General features: G+C 48.3%; 17 protein-coding genes. 10 read left to right on the top strand and 7 right to left on the bottom strand.

Going from position 1 to position 22131, the window contains the following annotated elements; genetic code table 11:
• Positions 1-116 precede the first annotated feature (116 nt).
• The 4 genes from EJV45_RS09590 to EJV45_RS09575 all read right to left on the bottom strand — a co-directional run bounded on the left by EJV45_RS09590 (position 117) and on the right by EJV45_RS09575 (position 3805).
• Entirely contained in the window at positions 117-1025 is a 909-nt protein-coding gene (locus EJV45_RS09590) for an alpha/beta fold hydrolase (RefSeq protein ID WP_129715454.1), read from the bottom strand.
• Positions 1026-1346: 321 nt separating this feature from the next.
• Positions 1347-2417: a hypothetical protein gene (locus EJV45_RS09585; RefSeq protein WP_205942359.1), complete on the bottom strand. Its 1071-nt coding sequence runs from the start codon at positions 2415-2417 to the stop codon at positions 1347-1349.
• Between the two features lie 14 nt (positions 2418-2431).
• Positions 2432-3316 carry a helix-turn-helix domain-containing protein gene (locus EJV45_RS09580; RefSeq protein WP_129715453.1) on the bottom strand — a complete coding sequence of 295 codons (885 nt, stop codon included), beginning with the start codon at positions 3314-3316 and terminating at the stop codon, positions 2432-2434.
• Between the two features lie 111 nt (positions 3317-3427).
• Entirely contained in the window at positions 3428-3805 is a 378-nt protein-coding gene (locus EJV45_RS09575; RefSeq protein WP_129715604.1) for a helix-turn-helix domain-containing protein, read from the bottom strand.
• A gap of 131 nt (positions 3806-3936) precedes the next feature.
• Between EJV45_RS09575 and EJV45_RS09570 the strand changes: the two genes are divergently transcribed.
• Entirely contained in the window at positions 3937-4536 is a 600-nt protein-coding gene (locus tag EJV45_RS09570) for an FMN-dependent NADH-azoreductase (protein WP_129715452.1), read from the top strand.
• Positions 4537-4638: 102 nt separating this feature from the next.
• Here EJV45_RS09570 and EJV45_RS09565 read toward each other — a convergent pair whose 3' ends face one another.
• Positions 4639-6156, bottom strand: a complete 1518-nt coding sequence (locus EJV45_RS09565) for a TlpA disulfide reductase family protein (RefSeq protein WP_129715451.1) — start codon at positions 6154-6156, stop codon at positions 4639-4641.
• 321 nt (positions 6157-6477) lie between these two features.
• On the opposite strand from EJV45_RS09565, the gene EJV45_RS09560 reads away from it, so the two are divergent.
• The 3 genes from EJV45_RS09560 (at position 6478) to EJV45_RS09550 (ending at position 9619) form a co-directional block, all read left to right on the top strand.
• Positions 6478-7944, top strand: a complete 1467-nt coding sequence (locus EJV45_RS09560; RefSeq protein ID WP_129715450.1) for a family 43 glycosylhydrolase — start codon at positions 6478-6480, stop codon at positions 7942-7944.
• 222 nt (positions 7945-8166) lie between these two features.
• Positions 8167-8382 carry a hypothetical protein gene (locus tag EJV45_RS09555; protein ID WP_129715449.1) on the top strand — a complete coding sequence of 72 codons (216 nt, stop codon included), beginning with the start codon at positions 8167-8169 and terminating at the stop codon, positions 8380-8382.
• Positions 8383-9106: 724 nt separating this feature from the next.
• A complete protein-coding gene (locus EJV45_RS09550; protein WP_129715448.1) occupies positions 9107-9619 on the top strand; it encodes a hypothetical protein in 513 nt (170 codons plus the stop codon).
• A 33-nt stretch (positions 9620-9652) separates the two neighbouring features.
• Here EJV45_RS09550 and EJV45_RS09545 read toward each other — a convergent pair whose 3' ends face one another.
• Complete coding sequence (locus EJV45_RS09545; protein WP_129715447.1) at positions 9653-10237, bottom strand: RNA polymerase sigma factor; 585 nt, start codon at positions 10235-10237, stop codon at positions 9653-9655.
• 122 nt (positions 10238-10359) lie between these two features.
• Between EJV45_RS09545 and EJV45_RS09540 the strand changes: the two genes are divergently transcribed.
• The 6 genes from EJV45_RS09540 to EJV45_RS09515 all read left to right on the top strand — a co-directional run bounded on the left by EJV45_RS09540 (position 10360) and on the right by EJV45_RS09515 (position 20422).
• Positions 10360-11496 carry a FecR family protein gene (locus EJV45_RS09540; protein ID WP_129715446.1) on the top strand — a complete coding sequence of 379 codons (1137 nt, stop codon included), beginning with the start codon at positions 10360-10362 and terminating at the stop codon, positions 11494-11496.
• A gap of 180 nt (positions 11497-11676) precedes the next feature.
• Positions 11677-15081, top strand: a complete 3405-nt coding sequence (locus EJV45_RS09535; protein ID WP_240755241.1) for a TonB-dependent receptor — start codon at positions 11677-11679, stop codon at positions 15079-15081.
• Between the two features lie 9 nt (positions 15082-15090).
• Positions 15091-16986, top strand: coding sequence for a RagB/SusD family nutrient uptake outer membrane protein (locus EJV45_RS09530; RefSeq protein ID WP_129715444.1), 1896 nt, complete (start codon positions 15091-15093; stop codon positions 16984-16986).
• Positions 16987-17002: 16 nt separating this feature from the next.
• Complete coding sequence (locus EJV45_RS09525) at positions 17003-18202, top strand: DUF5000 domain-containing lipoprotein (RefSeq protein WP_165305025.1); 1200 nt, start codon at positions 17003-17005, stop codon at positions 18200-18202.
• Positions 18203-18226: 24 nt separating this feature from the next.
• The gene (locus tag EJV45_RS09520) at positions 18227-19348 is read left to right on the top strand and encodes a DUF4998 domain-containing protein (RefSeq protein ID WP_129715442.1); all 1122 of its coding nucleotides are present in this window, start codon (positions 18227-18229) and stop codon (positions 19346-19348) included.
• A 168-nt stretch (positions 19349-19516) separates the two neighbouring features.
• Positions 19517-20422, top strand: coding sequence for a metallophosphoesterase (locus EJV45_RS09515; RefSeq protein ID WP_129715441.1), 906 nt, complete (start codon positions 19517-19519; stop codon positions 20420-20422).
• Positions 20423-20532: 110 nt separating this feature from the next.
• Here the strand turns inward: EJV45_RS09515 and EJV45_RS09510 are convergent, their stop codons facing one another.
• A complete protein-coding gene (locus EJV45_RS09510) occupies positions 20533-22128 on the bottom strand; it encodes a RagB/SusD family nutrient uptake outer membrane protein (protein WP_129715440.1) in 1596 nt (531 codons plus the stop codon).
• Positions 22129-22131: the final 3 nt, after the last annotated feature.

Here is a 22131-nt window from a genome sequence, read left to right as displayed (position 1 = left end):
TTCCAAATGTAGTTTTGATTTTAGACACTTGTGACCAGGCAGCAGAAAAACCAAATCAACATCTCGTTGATCTGGTTTTTTTACCTCAGCGTCTGTTATGGATGCAGGAACATTCGTTATGACCTTGCAAATTTCTCCAGTTCGGCGTTGAACTTGTCCATTTCTTCCAGGAACAAAGCATGTCCGCTGTTTTCGAACCGAACGATATAAGAGTCTTTGATTCCCTTGTGAAGCTGTTCGGCAAACACAAAGTCGCACAACTTGTCTTTTACCCCGTGGAAAATGGCTACCGGAACTTTGATTTTGGCCAGCTCAGGACGCAGATCAAGATCACGCAACGCCATGATGGCATGGGTTGTTGCATAAGGCGAGGCATCCAGGCTGATGCTTTCAAGCCATCTTGACATTGGCGCTGAAATATTGGTTTCTGATGCAGGGAAGGCTTTTCCAAAGTCTTCTACCAGCTGCTGTCTGTTGGTTTGGGTGGTGTGAATCAATCCGGCCGCCGCCTCGTCAGAAGCACCGTAAGGAAATCCGTCACGTTGTTTCCAGGACGGTGCTGCCGCTGCAAATAAAGCCAGTTTGCCAACATGCGCGCCATTGTACTTAGCCATGTAATGTGTTACCACTGCTCCACCCATTGAGAAGCCACCAAGAACAGCGTTTTTTAGCTTTAATTTTTCGAAAATCACTTTGAGGTCGTCAGAGAACACGTCAAAATCATACCGGCCATAGGGACGGTCAGATTTTCCGAATCCACGTAAAGAAATACCTATTACGCGGAAACCTTTATGCGTGAGGTACTGATATTGGTACTCGTACATGGCGTTATTTAACGGCCAGCCATGTATGAGCACAACCGGCTGCCCTTCGCCAAGATCTGTTACATGTAATTTTACATTCTTTTCAACTTCGATATAAGATTCTCTTCCTGCCGAAGCCGGGCGCCGGCCGGTTTGGGCGAAACTTACCTGGTTTAACATCAGCGTGGAGAGGATTGTGATGGTTGTGATTAGTGTTTTCATTGTACTGCTTATTTTTTGTGGTTATTGATGTTTTTAAGTTGTCATTTGCTGACAGTACAAAGGTGCAGAGAAGCTAAGCCGCCGGGAATGGACATATGGCTGAGTGTCTTGCAGATTTTTCCCTGCATGGAGACAAAGCGTAGCTAAATCTGAAAGGCGCTGCGCTTTTAATAGATGATTGCGTCAAAATTGACTACAACCGAAGCTGATTGAGCTTCGTGTTAACCATAACAGTTCAGGGCAAGGAGTAAAGAAGGCCGGGCACATTAGACCAAAATGACTATTTAAAGAAGATGCATATTGCCCTCAGGAGAGTCAAGCTTACTGCCGCCTGCCGGCAAAGTCCTGTTTATAAAACGTGCTGAGCAAACCGAGACGCTGCCTGACCCGCTTGTTATCCATAGGTTCGAAGACGCGGGTTGGCGCACCCGGGCGACTGACGATAATTTTAAACGGTTGTTTAAGCACCCGCGTAAAGTGATACAATGTAACGAGCTCGGCCAGGTCTTCATGCCAGCTGGCCGTGCTGTAAAAGGAGGCAAAAGGCGTTTCCATCAGGCTGTTATAAACTTTCGGCGCATCGGCATAAGCAAAAGGCCTTCCGCCGGGACGAAAACGATTTTTATCTGCCAGGCAATCTGAGCATATCCAGTCGGGCGTTCTGATGTCTTTCCAGACGCCGGCGGTGAAACTGGTGCTAAAGTCAGTTTTTACGCGGTCTGCCGGATCCGAAATCAGACCAAGTGAGCCGTCGAGAACATGTGTGCCTTCATGCAACAGCACATATGTCATGGCACTGAGCAGGCCGGCCTGGATGGAAACGCTGTAGCCCGAACTGTCTGTTGCAAAACAGGTTTGCTCTTTTTCTGTAAGCCATTCTGAAACCGACTGATGAAGAATACCCGCCCGGAAAGTAATATGATATCGTTTTTTGCCACCCTCTTCGCCTACCGGAGAGGTTAAAGCGGTATTTGGCATGTTATCCAAGAAACTGATACTGTGAAGATGGCGGGCCAGTACGCGCTGATGCAGCGGAGGTAGCAGGGAAAAGGCTTTTGCAACGACATCCAGCTCCGCCTTGCTCATTTGGTGTGCGGTAGGCGACATCCCGGCATCACGAAAGGTTTTCAGAATAGTTACGGGCGTTGTTGTGATCCGCGAGAGAAAGTTGCTTTGCGCAGCGGAGGCATCTGCCAAAGGAGTTTCGTTAGATACGGGTTCCTGTTGGCGGCCTTTTGTGTTTTGCGCAATCGAGGTCAGGGTTGGCACAAAACAGAGGATCAGAAAAAAGCAGATGCCGTGGCGGCTGCCGAAAACTTTTAAAAATTTGACTGATACCGTATAATACATCACATTACGATTAATCGCAGTATTCATTAGCGTTATTGCCATGGTTCGCGCTTCAATTAGGCCTCATGCACGGTCGCGTGGTCTGCACCATGCTGCTGTAAATACTTAACCCTGAAGCCCGATGGCGATTCCCCGGTTTTTATGAAAAACAGCCGGCTGAAATAAGCCGGATCCTCGTAGCCCAACTCGTAGGCGATCTCTTTGGCAGACATTGCTGTATGAACAAGCAGTCTTTTCGCCTCCAGCATAATGCGGTTTTTGATCACATCATTTGGTTGAGGCAGGTTTAGTTTTTTGAAACGGTGGGTAAGTGTTTTCGCGGCAACCAGCAACATCTCTGCGTAATCGGCAACCATATGTTTCTTTTTGTAATGTGCCTCTACAAGGCGCGTAAATTGCCTGAAAGAGTCAAGGTCGGTGTTTTGCCCGGCCAGGACACCATCCATATGCTGCTGCTTCCATAATCTGGTAGATTTGATAAGCAGTTGTTTAAGGTACGTACGCAGCATTTCTTCCTGCGAAGTGTCTTTAAGTTCGAATTCATTTGTAATCTGGCTGAACAGGTAGTTGATAAACCCCGCCTCCTGCTCAGGAACAGCGGTCATTGGCATGTTATTGATGTTGTTAAACAACAGTCCATCACACGCTACTTCTTCGTCATGAAGTTGAATACAATAGAAGTCCCGGTTATAAAAGATGAAGTAGCCGGCCTGCGGGCCCAAAACTTCAATTTTCAACGTTTGGTTCGGACTGATAAAAAATAGAACCGGCCCCCCGGTTTGATAGGTGTCAAAGTCTACGCAAATACGGCATCCTTCGGGAATATACATCACCTTGATGTACGATTTGTATGTGTCAGAGTTAATGGCCTCCAGACTGCCTGCATTTACCGGCAGCATCCCTATTGTTTTGAGGCTTACTTCAAAAATATTTCGTTTCATGGGCGCTGGCTTCAAAAGATTCCGGCGGGTTTTAAATGGCCTGCCGTGATCAATTTGATTCAACTAAGATATAGAATTTGTCTATATGGTCACATCCGGGAAATAGACCGGTTACTGATGCCGCCGCATGCTCGCCCTGATTGTTTCCCGGTGCTTCATGCCCCAGTCTTTTAGTTCGAAAAGCACCCTCGCCAATGAGGCGCTGTAAGGCGTTGCCTCATAAACAATTCTGGGTGGCGTTCCTTCATAGACCTTTCTTACAATAAACTCATTTAGTTCCAGTTCTTTCAGATCCTTTGCCAGCATTTTCGGCCCAATACCCTCTAAAATCTTCTGCAGTTCGCCAAATCGTTTTGGCGACTCGCTGATCGCGAAGATAAGCGCCAGTTTCCACTTGCCGCCTAAAACATACAGGGCATCGCTGATGTGGCTAACGCTGCTGGCACAAGGCTCATCGGTATGGAAACATTGTTCTGCGGACGTACTCATCGTGTAAAGGTAGTTACTTCCCTCTAAGGTAGTGCTTCCCCGCAGGGAAGTTGCAGGTTTTCGGCTGATTACGGCGGTAACTTTGCTCAGCATACGCATAAATAACTTTTATTTCTCTATAACAAATACACATGACAACTATTCTTCATTTGATCTCAAGTCCGAGGCAGGGGGCCTCAGTAAGCCTGCAGCTGGGCAGGGCCATAGTAGAAAAACTACAGCAGCAATATCCGGACAGCCGGGTAAACGAAGTCAACCTGCTGGAAGAACCGATGCCGCACCTGGATTCATCACACCTGCAATCGTTTTTTACGCCGGCTGAGCAGCAAACGGATAATGACAGGGACGCCGTCAGCCATTCTGACAAAGCGATAGCCCAGCTGATGGCTGCTGATTTTATTGTGATCGGTGCGCCAATGTATAACTTCACCATCCATTCGTCGCTGAAAGCCTGGATCGATCATGTAGCCCGCGCCGGAAAAACATTCCGCTATAGCGAGCAGGGCGCCGAAGGTTTGGTGAAAGGTAAAAAGGTGCACCTGGCTGTAGCAACCGGAGGCGTATATTCTGAGGGTCCGTATGCCCCGTATGACTTTGCTGTTCCGTATCTCAAGAGTGTGCTTGGCTTTTTGGGCATGACCGATGTAACTGTTCACCGCGCCGAAGGCATCAACGTTCCGGGATTAAAGGAGCAGGCGCTTGAAAAAGCGATTGCCGCGGTAGCCGTTTAATTGACGATCGTTCTGAATGGGTTATCCGGGGCTTCGGCCCCTTTTACAATTTTGCCGTATTCAGGTAACAGGTGCAAGGCTGATCATAGAACGAGTGGCCAGTTAGCGTGTTGAGTTTTTGTTCATCTCTGCCAAAAGCATGTCTTCCAGTTTTTTGCCGCTGCCCGGTTCAGGGGCATTGAAATTTACAATTTTGCCCTGCTTGTCAATGATAATGAACTGCGGAATTACGTTTGCTACATATGCTTTTCGAACCTGGTCATCTTTATCGATCAACTGCAGCCATTCCGGCTTATCAGCAGCCACCGCCTTTCGCCACTCCTTTTCATCATCGCTGACAGCTACGCTCAGAAAAGCTATCCGGTCGTCTCCCTTGTATTTATTATATAACACAGCTAAATGCGGGGTTTGCACACGGCATGGGGTACACCAGCTTGCCCACAGGTCAATGAACACAACTTTGCCGTTGTAGTCGGCCAGGCTATGCGTACTGCCGGCTATGCTTTGCAGCGTGAATGCCGGTGCAGGCTGACCAACGGCCGTGCCAAGCAGTTCTGCCTGCTTTTTATCAAATTCCCGGCTAAGGTTTTTTTTCATGGCCGGATTATTCAGCGTGGCGATATACGGTTTAAAAAGCTCTTTGATTGTATTTAACCGGGCAAAGTTTTTGGTGAATAGAATTTCATTGTACATCTGGTTATGAAGAACAAAGTCTTTCACCTTACCGGTATATACCTGATTGATCTTTGCCAGACGGTAACCCGGCTTTTTTTTCAGTGTGGAGTCGCGGAGATAATCAAGTTTTAACAGGTAAGTTGTGTATTCGCTGCCGGCAACCCAGGTTTTATAATCGTTCGATGCCAGGAATTCGTCTTTGCTCATATTGGCCAGTAAACGACTGTCTATATTATCCCTGATTAATTTCTGTGCTGCATCGTAACCATATTTTTTCTGGTTAGCCAGCGTAAGCAGGTAATAGAGCTCCATAAACTGGTTATCCAACAGGACCATGTTTCTAAACCAGGCGAGATAGGGATCATGCGGCTCTGGTTTCAAAGTGCCGGAAGATTTTGCAGCTGACTTTACGTTTTTGGCCAGGTAGGGATCAAAAGCTGCATGCGCCACAGAATCAGCAAATTTCCTTTCGCGTTTTGCATAAGCAATCAATTCGGCTTCCTCCATTTCGTACCAGTCTTTACCGCGTACCCGTTGTTGAATAAGGGCGTTGCGCATGCTGCGGAACCGGTTGCTTGCCGAACCCGTTCCTGAAATTACGGTTGTCTTAAAAAGCGTCTTGAAATCGCTGGCATCACCGGTTATGGTAAGGTCGTAACCCGGGGCTACGTACAAGCCATTAATTTGCGTGCGCTTTTGCTGGATATTTACCTGCTGCGGACCCTTGATCTTGTATGTTTTCAGGTAAAACCGCCCATCTTCATCAAGCCTGATCGTATCAAGTACGCCAATACCGTTCTCATCTGTAAAACCAATATTAAGCAGTTTGTCGGGCGAATTCAGCAGCTGTCCGCGTAAAATAAGCGGTAATGTTTTTGTTGTTTGCCGGCCGGCTACCGGTATGGAAAAAAGCAGGACAGATAGGAGGAAATATAGAGTTTTCATGGAATCAGGTGTTTGATGGCCCCGGGGCCCGACCGGATGTCTATTTAAATTATGCGGCAGTTTTCCATTCGGATCTTTGAGGCGGTATACTAAGCTACGGATTTGCAACAAGATACAGGAGATCAAAAGGCGATTTAGATTGGAAAATTGTCTGGGTTGAAGGATCTTTCTGCTGCACTTTGATACTGGTCGTCAATAAATTGAGTCAGCAAATCAATTTTTCTTGCTTTAATTCGATTGCCGGCTGTCTGCTTGGCAGGATGTAATATCCGCGCTACCGACTAGGCGGCATAAACCATTTATAAACCCTAAATCATCGTTATGAAAAAATTATCTTTATCCTCTGTAAAGACATTGCTGTTCGCACTGACTATTGCCTTGTTTTTTTCGGCCTGCCGGAAGGGATCACCGTCTGCGCCTGAAGATGCAGTGAACGGAGCCGGTAAAAACCAGATGTCGCACATCAGCGCTCTGGATCTGATGAGTGGCAACCCTATCCTGCCCGTACCGACAGCCGACCCCGACATACTCTACGCCAACGGTAAATATTATATTTATCCTACTGCTACCGGTCCGAATGCGAGTCAGTTTCATGCCTATTCCTCTACCGATTTGTTAAGCTGGACGGATGAGGGAATTATCCTCGACCTTGCCAATGTAAGCTGGGCACATACCGACGGCTGGGCACCCTCGGTGGTGGCGCGAAACGGGAAGTTTTATTTTTACTATACAGCCGCAAAAAAAGTCGGCGTAGCTGTCGGCACAAGTCCGACCGGACCCTTTGTCGACAAAGGAAGTGCGCTGGCCACCGGCGACGGTACGGATCCGATTGATCCCATGGTTTTTATTGATGACGATGGTCAGGCCTGGATGTACTGGGGCAATACCACCTTTAATATTCAGCGGCTCAACAGCGACATGGTCTCTCTAACCGGCACACGCGGCCATAATAAGCCTTCGAATTATTTCGAAGCACCGTATGTTCTGAAACGCAGCGGCATCTACTACCTGATGTATTCCATTAATGATTTCAGCAGTGATGATTACCATGTGGAGTACGCCACTTCAACTAACCCGATGGGACCGTGGACGTATAAGGGGCGCATCACATCACCCATAGGGGCAATCAAAGGCCCGGGGCACCATGCTGTAATCCGCAAGCCGGGTTGTGCCGACGAGTATTTCTTTGTATACCACAGGCGTACCAGTACAAACATCCACCAGCGGCAGGTAGCTATAGACCGGATGTTTTTTGACGGTGCAGGCAACATCCTGCCGGTTAGCATTACAACCTCGGGGGTAATTAACTCGCCGGGAACAGCGGCCTGCCTGGTGCCAAATCCGGTAGCCAACGGACAATACGCTATCCGCTCAAAGGTCAATACAACTGCCGGCGGGGGTTTATATCTCGATATTCCGGGCTGTTCGAACAACAACGCTGATGTTCGGACCTGGACCAAAACAACCTGCAACGGACAAAAGTGGAACATCACTTACCAGGGAAACGGTTATTATAAGATCATTTCAGAGCAACCGAGTCATAAATCGCTCGATCTGACCAGCTGCGGAATTGACCGCGGTACAGATATCGGCGTTTTTGATGCGCTTGGAAACAACTGTCAGTTATGGCGTATCGAGGCGGCGGGCGGTGGCTGGTACCGAATCCTGGCCAGGGCGAGTAACAACGTGCTCGATATTGAAAACGGCAGCGTTACCCCGGGGGCCAATGTGCGTTCCTGGTCCTGGAATGGAGCCGATCCGCAGCTATGGAAGTTTGAAACCCCATAATTAAAAAATCGTCAACATGCGGGCTATCCGGGCGTGGCCCGCATGTTTTAGGGCAGAAAGTGCAAAATTTTGTTAAATAACTATGAAATTTACGGTCAAAGTAAACAAATCATGCGCGGCGGTTGTGATTAATGTATGCAGGAAACTATACAACCCATTACAAGCCTCCAATTGTCAGGAATTATATTAGCCGCGTTTGGCATTTTGCTTACAATCCTCGCTGTGAGACGAATCCAGCTGAGAAGAAGAATCCGTGGCCTGAGGCGTTTTGTAGGGTCGCGCCATATGATGTCGACCTTTAAACAGGAAGCCCTGCTCAGGAACATCGGTATCATCATGGCCATCTGTGGCGTGCTCATCCTGAGCGCCAGTGCTATCAGCCAGGCCGACAAAGAAGCAAAGGAAGATAAACCGGTGATGTCGGTTGTTAGAAATTAGTATTTAGTAATTCGTAGTCAGTATTTAGTAATTCGTAGTTAGTATTTAGACGGGATTGTATAACCGTGCAAGAACCTCTTGCTTCCGATTTACTTATTGCATTTCACTTAATACTTACGACTTAAAACTCACTGTTGTCCGGTAAAAATTGGCTGAATGAAATAAGATCCTTCTGAACAGTCTCAAAGCAGTATTTGCCTGAGTCTTCTGTATCAAGCCCCCCTGTATTCTATGTCTGCGGGTTTTACGTACAGCCGGCGGTTTTGATGAGGGTTTTGCCTGCTTACTGCCACTGATAGGTGCGGACCGGCCTTGTATCTTCTCGCCGCAGAAAAGTATTAAAAGTCTTGCACTGTTTTAAAGAGGTCGGGAGGAACCAAGGAGGGGAACCAGCCCGGAACGGAATGGCGCAGGGATAATCCGGGCCTTTTCCCGACGCCGTCGGACTTTTGATGCTTTTATGCAAGAAGAGATACACAGCCGGAGCGTTTGTTCGTGTCTTGTATGTGGTTTTTAATGGTACGAACGCTTTCGGCTATGCCTCAGGTTGCTTCTTTTTGGCCAAAAAGAAGGAGCCCCCGCGGCGGTGAGCGGTTCGATACCACAGTTTCACATCAATTGGAAACCAAAGAACTATTGCCTTTCGCAAAACTTTCCCCGGACAACACTGACTTAAAACTTAACACTTACCCCGTACCATCCGCTTTTTTTTTATCTTCAGTTCATGCGTTTCGTTATCATCCTCTTGCTGTGCTGCACGGCAGCCCAGGCCCAGCGAAAAACTTCATTCTACGCGAGCGGGCATTATCTTAAATTTTTCCAAAACGGTCCGAAAATAGGTCCGCAGGGCGGCCCTGGTATTGGTCTTCAAGTTGACTATAACCACAAAGCGAACATACATGTATTTGCCGAAAGCATGCTTGGTGCCGGAATTGGCGGAACTAAGGTGATGTGGGTGGGTAACGATCCGGCTCCTGTTAATCTTGGTCGCGTGTTGATATTTGGCGGGGGATTAGCGTACTCATTTGACGGGTTGGTGCGCGTGTCTGCTTCGGCTGGTTCAGCCTACCTGGACATCTATAACCGCTTCTACGTAAAACCTTCGATAGCTGCATTTATAGGTCAAAAAAAGGCAATCGGTTTGCAGGTCGCATATCTTCATACTTTTGACGGCGCAGCCGGAAGGGACATTGCATTCAGCAGTTTGCAGTTCGGCGCGATCATCAAAGTTTGGTAGCACTTCAGCCGGCGGCGACCAGGCTGATACGATTTACCAGGGCCCGCTGATTGACCGGATCATCAGCAGCAATACCGACACTTCCTTGAAAGAGCTGCGCAGATGGCGCAGTGCGAAAGTTAACTGATTTTCTACAGTGCGTTTGGAAATACCAAGCTGATCGGCTATCTCATCGTTCGACATTGACTTTTCCCGGCTTAACAGAAAGATCTCCCTGCAGCGTTTAGGCAGAAAGTCAAGATAACTGTTCAGCCTGTGGCGGATGTCTTCATATTCTGACTGATCATCAGCCTCATTTCTCACCGCATGCATATGCTGCAGGTCTGCCATATCTTCTTTATAATCAATACGGATAACTTTGGTAGCACCAATGTGTTTGTATACCCGGTACAGGGCGGCCGTTTTCAGATATGCTGAAAATGAACGAACGGTTAACCTGCTGCGGCTATTCCACAGCGTCAAAAAGATGTCGTGAACCAACTGCTCACACACAACCGGGTCTTTGAGCTGGTAATAGGCGTAACTATAGGTTTTTGACGAGTAACGGTTAAAGAGTTCTGCAAATGCGCGCTCATCATCGTGCCCGATACGTTCCCATAACTCATGGTCTGAATGCATAGAGACGAGAGGTTTATGTTTGGTTTACTCAAATCTATAAAAAAAGCAGCGAGAAAAAAATTTTTGAAATCATGTGTGTGCCAATGGTTTCAGGGTACTATATCTCTAACCAAACATAAACCATGACGAGGGAAGAATACATTCTTCTGTACGAGAAGTACGTTTCAGGCAAGTGCACGCCCGAAGAAAAACAGCGCTTTGAAGCTTATGCGGACAAAATTGACCTGGAGAACTATTCCTGGGACGAACAGCTGCTGGGTAATGAACAGGATTTCAAGACCAGGGTTTACGGCAGGCTGAGCGAAACGATCGAACAGACCTATCGCAAACGCCTGAAGCGCCAACGGCTGATGGCCGCTGCAGCTGCATTTCTGATCATGAGCCTTACTGTCTTTCTGTACCAGCAAAGCAGGCTGCCTTCAGCGCGTACCGCGGCCGGACAGGCAGCAATTAAACCAGGAACAAACACGGCCATTCTTACCCTGGCCGATGGTTCTACGGTGGTATTGGAAAAATCTGCAAATGGCATCGTAGCCAACCAGGGACAGGTCGAAATTACCAGGAACGGCAAAGGTGAAATCATCTATAATGATGACCTCAACGCTCAAGCCCCATCCGGGAACGTATACAACATAATCAGTACGCCAAAGGGGGCAGAAACGCAGCTTGTACTGGCAGACGGGACAAAGATCTGGCTCAATGCAGCTTCATCGGTCAGGTTCCCGATCGCTTTTTCGGGTGGAAAACGATTAATAGAGCTTAGTGGCGAAGCTTACCTGGAGGTAGCTGAAGATAAAACCAAACCATTCATGATCAGCGTAGGCGGAACAGAAATCGAAGTACTTGGAACAAAGTTTAATGTTAACGCTTACGCCGAAAAGCCTGCGGTGGCGACTACGCTGGTGCAGGGCTCAGTCAGGTTCAAATCGGGGAACAACGAGCGAATACTCAAACCCGGACAGCAAGGCCTTGCCCACCGCAACGGCAAACTTGATATAAAAGCCGCAGATATGACCGACGTCCTGGCCTGGAAAAATGGGCTTTTTGTTTACAACGGCGCAAACATTAAAGAGATTATGGACGATGTTTCCCGGTGGTATAACATTGATGTAGAATACACCGGACAAACGGAGAATAAAAACTTTGATGCCAAGATGAATCGCACAGACGACATCAGGGATCTGCTCAAAAACATGGAACTAACCGGTACCATCAAATTTAAAATAGAGGGAAGGAGGGTAACCGTTATGGCCAAATAACTACCAGACGCCGGTCGCCAACAAAAAACTCCGTGAGGGTCGAATCACACGGAGTTAAACGCCAGGTGATCATAATCAATCGCATAACCAATTATAAATCTAGCTGACTTTCAAATGTATAAATTTTATGTAACTCCTCGCGCGGGTTGCTCCCGTATGGCTTTTAAATTCCTGTTTATAATGAAGCTAACCTGTATCCTGCTGCTATTCACTTTTATGCATACATATGCCACCTCGTATGCACAGAAGATTAATATGAGTAAAGACAATGTGTCGCTGAAAGAAGTTTTTGACGATATCAGCAACCAGACCGAATACCGTTTTGTACTCAACTCCGAAATGCTCAAAAAAGCACATCGCGTGAGCATCAGAGTGAAAGATGCCCCGATCAAAGAGGTGTTGGACCGTTGTTTCGAAGGCCAGCCGCTCAGTTATATCATCAATAACAAAACGATCGTTGTTGTAGAGCCAAAAAAAACAATATTGCCCGCTGTGCCGGCTAGAAACACCCGAAAGGCCGACGTTCGCGGTACCGTTCGTGATTCGGCCGATGTGCTGCCTGGCGTGTCGGTCGTTATTAAGGGTACCCAGCTCGGCACGACAACAGACCAGAATGGTAAATACGTCCTCGACATTCCCAGCGGCAATAGTATCCTTACCTTTTCTATGGTTGGTTACCAAACGCAGGAAGTTCCGGTTAACGGCCGCACCATTATTGATGTGACAATGAAATCGGCCGGCAAAGACCTGGACGAGGTGGTTGTCGTTGCTTTTGGTAAACAGAAAAAAACCGACCTGGTTGGCTCGGTAACATCCATTAAGCCGGCAGACCTAAAAGTTCCGTCGAGCAACCTGACAACTGCGCTGGCCGGCAGGGCTGCGGGGGTTATCGCCTACCAGCGCAGCGGCGAGCCGGGGGCTGATAATGCAGAATTCTTTATTCGCGGGGTAACCACATTCGGCTATAAACGCGATCCCCTGATCCTCATCGATAACGTTGAGGTAACCACAACAGACCTTGCCCGCCTTCAGGCTGATGATATTGCCAGTTTTTCGATCATGAAAGATGCTACCGCTACCTCATTATATGGCAGCCGGGCGGCAAATGGCGTAATCCTGATCAGTACAAAAGAAGGCCGCACGCAAAAGGCAGCAATTGATGCCCGTATTGAAAACTCCATTTCTGCACCGACTCAAAATGTGGAACTTGCCGACCCGATCACTTACATGCGCCTGCACAATGAAGCTGTGCTTACGCGCGATCCGCTTGGCAGGCCGCCCTATTCCGAGCAAAAGATCGACAATACGATTGCCGGCGTAAATCCTTTGATGTACCCGACCACCGACTGGCGCTCTGCGTTGTTCAAAAACCACACAATGAATCAGCGCGCCAATCTGAATGTTACCGGCGGCGGGGGGGTGGCCAGGTATTATGTGGCGGGTTCCATAAACCAGGATAATGGTATCCTGAATGTGGACCAGCGCAACAATTTTAACAGCAACATCAATCTTAAGAGTTATACGCTGCGGTCGAACGTGAACGTCGATCTGGCAAAAGGCACCGAGATTACTGTACGCATGAGCGGCAACTTTGACGATTACTCCGGGCCGCTTACCGATGGGGCAGATATTTACCGGAAGGTGATGCGCACCAATCCGGTTCTCTTCCCGGCCTATTATCCGGCGGATGCCGAAAACGCACACGTGAAACACATTATGTTCGGAAATTATGATGACGGAAGCGGACAGTTCCTGCTTAACCCATATGCCGACCTGGTAAAGGGTTATAAGAACTATTCGCGGTCTATGATGTCTGCACAGTTTGAAGCCAAACAGGATCTTGGTTTTCTGACCCAGGGCCTCAGCGTTCAGTCGCTTTTAAACGTAATGCGTAACACGATGTTTGATGTGCGGCGTTCATACAGTCCGTTCTGGTACCAGGCAGGCTCTTATGACCGGGTCACAAATTCATATCGCGCCCAGCTGCTGAATGAACTGACCGGAACAGAGTACCTGGATTATAATCCCGGCGAACGGACGGTTAATTCCAAGTTCTATGTACAGGCATCATTAAACTATAACCGGATGCTGAAAGACAAGCACTCGCTCAGCGGCCTGTTTGTATTTATGCTCCGCAATGAACTGACTGGAAATGTGTCAGACCTGCAGTCATCGCTGCCTTTCAGAAACGTCGGACTGGCGGGTCGGGCGACGTATGGTTATGACAACCGTTATTATGTGGAGCTGAACTTTGGTTACAATGGCTCAGAACGTTTTTATGAAACGAATCGCTGGGGGCTTTTCCCTTCTGCAGGGCTTGCCTGGAATGTGTCAAATGAAAAATGGTGGGAACCGCTAAAAGATGTAGCAACCCGGTTCAAACTTCGTGCAACGTATGGTTTATCCGGTAATGATGCGATCGGGTCGCCGACAGACCGCTTCCTCTACCTCTCTAACGTTAACATGAATGACAGCGGACGGGGGGCTGTTTTCGGGCGTGACAACGGCAACAGTAAAAACGGTATCTCGCTTTCACGGTACGCAAATAACGATATTACCTGGGAGACGGCCAGAAAGACGAACCTGGCACTTGAGCTGGATCTCTTCCGCGATTACAGTATCCAGCTGGATGTTTTCAGGGAACAACGCAGCGGCATCCTGATGGTGCGCAATGCAACACCTGCAACAATGGGTCTGCAGGCGCGTCCGCAGGCCAATATTGGTGAAGCGGAAGGTAAGGGACTTGATTTCTCGTTCAACTACAACCACTCTTTCTCGAACGGACTATGGCTTCAGGCGATGAGCAATTTTACCTATGCCACCAGTAAATATCTGAATTACGAGGAGCCGTTTTATGACGAAGCGCCGTGGAAACGCCGTCAGAATATGCCGATCAGCCAGAACTATGGTTATATCGCCGAGCGTCTGTTCATCGATGATGAAGAAGCCCTGCGCTCACCCCGGCAGTTCGGCGAATACCGTGGTGGGGACATCAAATTTTATGATGTAAATGGCGACGGAGCGATCACGATTCTTGACGAAGTGCCGATCGGCTTTCCAACCACACCAGAAATCACCTATGGTTTTGGTTTTTCATTTGGCTATAAGGGCTTCGATTTTTCAAGTTTTTTCCAGGGACTTGCCCGCGAGTCTTTCTGGATCAACGCCAATGCAACCGCACCTTTTATAAACTATACCTATTCAGGCGAAACGCTGTCCGGGAAACCCCAGAATCAGCTCCTGCTGGCTTATGCTAATGACCATTGGTCTGAAGAAGTTCAGAATTCTTACGCATTATGGCCACGGCTTACCACAACCGATGCCGGGAATGTAAACAATACGCAGACAAGCACCTGGTTTATGCGCAATGGTGCATTTCTCAGGTTGAAACAGGTAGAGATCGGTTATACACTCCCGCAGAAGTGGACCCAGCGGTTAAACATGAAAAAGTTCCGCGTTTACGGCACCGCTACAAATTTGTTTTCGCTCAGCAGCTTCAATCTCTGGGATATCGAAATGGCAGGAAACGGTCTGGGGTACCCTGTACAGAGAGTTTTTAACCTGGGTTTATTGGCATCTTTTTAAAACGACATTATGAAACCGGCAAAAATATTATTGATCCTGATATCAATCATCCCATTTACAGCCTGCAAGAAATTTCTTGACATCACCCCTGATAACGTTGCCACGATCGACTATGCATTTCGGTTGCGCAGTACGGCAGAACGTTATCTTTTTACCTGTTACAATTATCTCCCTGCACTTGGCGCATTTGAGTCAAACGTGGCCAATACGGCCGGCGATGAGTTCTGGCTGCCCGTCAACAATACCTCGCAAGGATGGCGTATTGCCCGCGGCGGTCAGAATAAATCGAATTCATTTATGAATTACTGGCAGGGAAACAACGGCGGCAAGGACCTGTATGAAGGCATTCGCGAATGCAACGTCTTCCTTGATAATGTTGGCAAGGTCCCTGACCTGCCCGAATATGAACGTAACCGGTGGATCGCAGAGGCGAAGTTTCTGAAAGCTTATTACCATTATTACGTGTTCCGGATGTATGGCCCGATCGCCCTGATCAAAGTAAATGTTCCGGTTAATGCGGGTGCAGAGGAAGTATACCCCGTTCGGTCGCCTGTTGATGAATGTGTTAATTACATCGCAGCGCTGCTTGATGAGGCTATTCCGGATCTGCCTGAGCAGATTGACAACGAAGTGAACGAACTTGGCCGCGTTACAAAAGCGGTAGCCCTTTGCGTGAAAGCAGAGTTGCTCGTCACCGCTGCAAGTCCGCTTTTTAACGGAAATGCAGATTATACCGGGTTCAAAGATCCGGAAGGAAATACCCTTTTTAATCCTGTGGCCGACCCTCAGAAATGGGTGCGTGCCCGCGATGCAGCCAAAGCAGCACTCGATTTCTGTGAATCAAAAGGGCATAAATTGTACACGTTTAATCCGGCGTTTTTCCAGTATAAGATTTCTGATACGATCCGCGTGCAGATGAACATCCGCAACGCAGTCTGCGAAAAGTGGAACAGTGAGATCATCTGGGGGGCAACCAATAGCCTTGCCGGCTCTATCCAGAACCAGGCTACGCCGCGCGGACTTGACCCGGCACGTACGTCGAACAACCAGACGATCGGCAACATTGCGCCACCGCTCAAAATAGCGGAAATGTTTTACAGCAAGAATGGTGTTCCGCTGCGCGAAGACAAGGAATACGATTATGCCGGCAGATTTAAGCTACGCAGTGTAACCGCACCTTACAAGCGTTACCTGCAGGAGGGCTATGTAACGGCATCACTGAATTTTGACCGTGAGCCGCGTTATTACGCCGATCTTGGTTTTGACGGGGGTATCTGGTACGGCCAGGGTATCTTTGACGATGCTGCAAACATGTTTTTTGTGTCGAGTAAAAAGGGCCAACCCGCTTCTGCACAGAACGAGGCCAGTTATTCTGTGACCGGCTACTGGGCTAAAAAACTGGTAAATTTTAATAACATCATCGATGCAACGGCCTATAACGTTCAGCGTTATCCATGGCCAATGATCAGGCTGGCCAGTATTTACCTGCTGTATGCTGAGGCCGAAAATGAGGTGAACGGGCCGAACGCCAATGTGATGAAATACATTAACCTGGTGAGGGAGCGGGCCGGTCTGCTCTCGGTAGAAACCTCCTGGACCAATTATGCGCGAAACCCCGGAAAGTTTGCCAGCAAGGAAGGCATGCGCGAAATTCTGCGTACTGAACGCCTGATCGAACTGGCCTTTGAAGGACAGCGTTTCTGGGACCTGAGACGCTGGAAAGAGTCGGTGACCGAGCTTAACAAACCTATTACCGGCTGGGACCTGGTGCAGGATGATGCTGCATCGTACTACCGCGAAAAGGTCATTTTTAATCAGGCCTTTACCACGCGCGATTACCTGTGGCCAATCCCCGAAAGCGAACTGTTAAGCAACAAAAGAATGAACCAAAACCCGGGATGGTAGTATGCAAACCTCTAAAATGAAGACAAACATTATGAAAAATATCATGATCTGTTGTGGGCTGCTCTTGCTTTTTCTGGGCTGCAAAGACAGCAAAATTCAGCCCTTTGACCAGGATGATGCCGCACCTGCACCCGTAAGTAATGTCAGGGTAACAAGCTTGCCGGGTGGAGCAAGCTTTACGTACACCAGGCCGGATAATATGCTTTACGTAAAGGCGGTATATTCGATCAGACCGGGGCAGCAGCGGGAAGTGAAAGCAACTTATTATAAGAACACGATTACGATCGATGGCTTTGCCGATACGGGCGAACATGAGGTCTCCCTTTACGCGGTAAGCCGTGGTGAGAACGCCTCTGCGCCTGTTGTCGTAAAATTTAAGCCGTTAACCCCGCCTATTGTAGGCATTTTTGAGTCGCTGAAATTTGAATCAATTTTCGGCGGTGTACGCCTGCTTTTCTCAAATATTTCAGAGGCTGATATTGTGATTAACCTTCTTAGACAGGATGATCTTGGTGAATATGTAGCGGCAGAGACCTTTTATACCAAAAGAAAAGAAGGTTCGGTAAATGCCAGAGGTTTTCAGCCGCAGCGGCAAAAGTTCGGCGTGTACCTGCGTGATCGCTGGAGCAATCATTCAGACACCATGTACTTTGAAGCTACCCCGTTATTGGAGCAGTTGCTTGACAAGACAAAATTCAAGGAGCTCCGTCTGCCTACAGACACGTATGTGCAGCACATTAATGGTCCCGGTATGGCCAGCCTGTGGGACAATACCTGGAACAGCGGAACGGTGTTCCATACCAAACCCGGTACGGGCTTGCCGCAATGGTTCACATTTGACCTCGGTGAAAGCGTTGCCCTGAGTCGCTTCAAGATGTATCACCGCCTGGGCGGCGGGCAGCAAAGCAGTGACGGTGCTTATGCGGGTGGCGATCCGAAATCGTTCGAACTGTATGGAAGCAACGGGCCAAACGCCAATGGTACCTGGGAGAGCTGGGAACTGATCGGTGAGTTCGAGTCGGTTAAACCTTCCGGCTCACCGGCTGGCACCGTAACCAGCGAAGATTTTCAGTTTGCCGTCGTGAACGGAGAAGAGTTCGATGTGCCGGTAGGTACCCCGAAATACCGTTACCTGCGGTGGAAAACCAAACGGGTATGGGGTTTACTCGATCACATTTACCTGAGCGAGCTTACCTTCTGGGGTAACAAACAATAAGGATACACGCTTAAAATAGAAGTAATGAAAAAGATAATACAGATGAGAGCAGGCATGTTCAGCCTGGTGCTGGGATGTTTGTCGGCCATCTTTGCCTGCAGTAAAATGGAAGATTCTTACGTCGGCTTTATCAAAAAGGGATCAATAACCTATGTCGGTACACCTGATTCTGTAAAGGTTTACCCCGGCAACAAACGGCTCAAGATGACCTGGAGGGTGTCAGATCCCTCTGCAACCCTGGCCCGTGTCTACTGGAACAACAAAACTGACTCGATGGTTGTACCGGTTAAGTTAAGTGCGAACGCTGACGAGATGGAGGTGATGTTCAATAACATGAAAGAAGGAACCTATTCTTTCGATATTATGATGTTCGATAAAAACAACAACCGTTCTATAAACAAAAATGTGGTCGGCAAGGTGTATGGCGATAATTATGTCAATACGCTGCTTGGCCGTCCGGTTAAACAGGCTGTTTTTGAAAAAGAAAAGGTTACGATAAGCTGGGGCATTGCAGACCCGACGGCTATAGCTGCAGAAATCAATTATACCGATAAGAACGGAAAGAAACATGTTGTAAGCGTGCCACCCGATTCGATGATTACTACCCTGTTAAACTATAGCCTCACCCTGCAGGAACGGTTTGAGTATAAAACGCTCTATGCACCAGACAGCCTTTCGCTTGATGTATTTGCAACTGCACCTCAGAGCGTAAAAGTGACTGGTCCGCCGATCGAATTTGCACGTACAGGCTGGACCGCAGGGCTGGAAGATTATGACATTCCAACCAACCGCGTTCCACAGAACGTACTTGATAACAACATCAATACGATCTGGCATATGGACAAGAACAAAACGTATCCTCACCCGATCACCATTGACATGAAAGTGGTAAACACGGTCAGCGGACTTACCTACAGCCAGCGCGAACCACTTGATGGGGCTGTTAAGCTTGTCGAAATACAGGTGAGCACCGATAACCAGACCTGGAGATCGCTGGGTGCCTACACGTTCGAAAACCTTCGCGGCAAACAATACCTGGAATTGCTTGAACCTGCATCATTCCGTTACTTCCGGGTTATCGTGAGGTCTGACTATAAAAACGGCAGCGCTTCGGCACTGGCAGAATTGGGCGCGTACCGCCGTTAGCACGGGTCCAGGCTGCCACGGCATAGAAACGATAGAAAACGCAAACACAAATGATCCTTCAAGGCCTTCGCATATGCGAGGCCTTTTTTTGTGTGATCGATTCGCGTTTCCGGATTCCTTAACACAGATACAACATCACAGGCTTATCTTCGTGCAAAAAAGATCAAAATGAAAAGACGATCTGCGTTAAAAGGTCTGGGCGGTGTACTGCTGCTGCCATCGCTTTCATGGGCTGGACAAGTCGCTTCGGCAAAGAAGCCTGCCCTTCGCCTCGCCCATCTTACCGATGTACACCTGAAAAACGATTTTAACGCGCCGGCAAGATTTGCCAGGTGCCTGCAGCACGTTCAGCAGCAAAAGCCGAAAGTTGATATGATTCTGAACGGTGGAGACATCGTCTTTGATATGAATAAGGAAAGCCTGAGCGCAATCGATCAGCAATGGCTCCTGTTTGAAAAAACGATGAAGGCTGAGAACAGCCTGCCGGTTCATTACTGCCTTGGCAATCATGATATCTGGTGGCATGAGCAGGATAAAAAACAAGCTTTTTACGGGAAAAGATACACGATGGACAGGCTTGAACTTGCCAGGCCGTATTACAGCATGGTAAGAGGCGGGTGGAAAATTGTGATACTGGACAGCGTGCACCTGGATATTGATGATACCTGGTATATCGGCAAGCTCGGTGATGATCAGTTTGCCTGGCTGGAAACCGAACTGAATAATACGCCGGCCAGCATGCCGGTAATCGTAATGTCGCATATCCCGATCCTGACAGCGCTGCTTATGATCGAAGACAATATAGTTAACAAATGGCAGATGCTTGGCGGCGACATGCACACAGATACTGCGAAAATTATCAGCCTTTTTTACAAACATCCCAATGTTAAACTTTGCCTGAGCGGGCACCTGCATATGCGCGATAAGGTCATTTATAACAATGTGACGTATCTCTGCAACGGGGCTGTATCAGGCGCATGGTGGGAGGGTAACCGCCGGGAAACCGCACCAGGCTACGGGCTCATTGACCTTTATGCTGACGGAAGTTTTCAGGAAAGATATGTAAATTATTAAGGTGTCTGTTTCTACGTATGACAAACCGTATCGTTTCGCCACGCAAAAAAAAGAGTGGACACAGGGCCCACTCGTCGGAATGATATCAATTAAAAAAGCTCAATCTAAGATTAATTGTAGTTCGGGTTTTGCGTCATCTGCGGGTTAGCAAGCATCTCGGCCTGCGGGACCGGCCAGAGCATATCGCGCGAAGCGCTGGCTTTTCTTACTTCAACATTGACCGGCTGGTTGGTAGCCGGATTTATTGCCCCGAGTACCTGACCGTTCATGACCTCTTCAAATATACCCCAGCGTCTGATGTCGAAATAACGCACGCCTTCAAAAGCAAGTTCGACCCTGCGTTCCCGGCGAACCAGTTCGCGCAGTTTCTCCTGCGTGTTATAAACTGCGGTGTTCACATTTGGCATGGTTGCGCGGCTTCTGATTTCGTTGAGGTATTTCAGGACATCCGGATTGGTATGTTCACCCTGCTCAATCAGGCATTCAACGTAATTCAGTAGCACTTCTGCATAGCGGATGATCATGAAATCAAGCGTGCGCGTACCGGTTTTGTCTTTCGGATCCAGGTATTTGTTCACCCAGAAGCCCGTCGGTGTTGAGTTCTGGTCACCTAATTTATCCAGGCCTGTAGGAGCAAAGGGAAGCAGCACCACACCGGTATAATTCGTGCCGGGAAGAATGATGGAGGCAAGCATGCGCGGATCGCGGTTGTTCCGGTAATTTGGATCTTTTGCATAAATGGCCGCCGAGTCGGCGCCAAGTTCGTGAATTGTTTTGCCCTGTTTGGTTTCAAAGGCGTTTACAATTGATGCAGTTGGTGACACAATCGTTTTTCCGCCTGTACCCAGCGGAGCAAATGTTAGCCATTGGTTGCCACCGCTGGTAATTTCGCGGAAAAAAATGCGCTCGTTATTTATCTCGCCAGTGTAGAGGAACAAATCAGCATAACTTGTACGTGGTGTTGTACTGCGGCGCAGGCTGTAGATATTCATGTCTATGACCTTTTTTGCGGCGCTGCGCGCAAGCGCGTAATCTTTGCTGAAGAGCGCATACCTTGAGATCAGCGCCCAGCAGGTTGCCGCTGAAATGCGTTTCAGATCTACATTGTCAATGTATTTGTCTGGCAGATGCCCGTTGCTGGCACAGTCAGTCAGCTCACTGACCACAAAATCATAAACCTCTTTGGCCGTATTGCGCGGCATGTAGCTGTCCTGCGGTGTTGTCGATTTGGTAACAATGGTAACGCCGCCGAACAGCATAGCCAGCTCCATGTGGTAGTATGCGCGCAATGCACGTGCTTCATAAATGAAGCGGTTTTTAAGCTCTGTATCCTGAATATAAGCCCTGTCTACATTTTCCAGGAAGCGGTTTGCCCGCCTGATGTCCAGATAGTCATCGCGCCAGACGCCGGTGCCAACGCCCCAGTTTGATGACTGAATCCCCTTGACATAAATCTCATAATCGCCACGGGTGCTTTGCCGCGCAACAGCATTGTCGCTTAGCGCATCAAGAAACATCAGCTGCCGGCCCGATGAACCATCAGGAATACCGGCGTAAACCGAATTAAGCGCGTTATTTACATCTGTTTGCGTGTTCCACCAGATCTCATCGCTAATATTTGTGGGATCATCGTGCGTAAGAAACTTTTCGCAACCGGCGCTCACCAGACACACCGCGCCGAAGAGGAAGTAAAAAATCTTTTTCATGTG

This window comes from Pedobacter sp. SYP-B3415 (genome assembly GCF_004138205.1).
Classification (GTDB): Bacteria; Bacteroidota; Bacteroidia; order Sphingobacteriales; family Sphingobacteriaceae; genus Pedobacter.
Note: the sequence above shows the minus strand (reverse complement) of the source record. Positions and strands in the feature narration are given on the sequence as shown.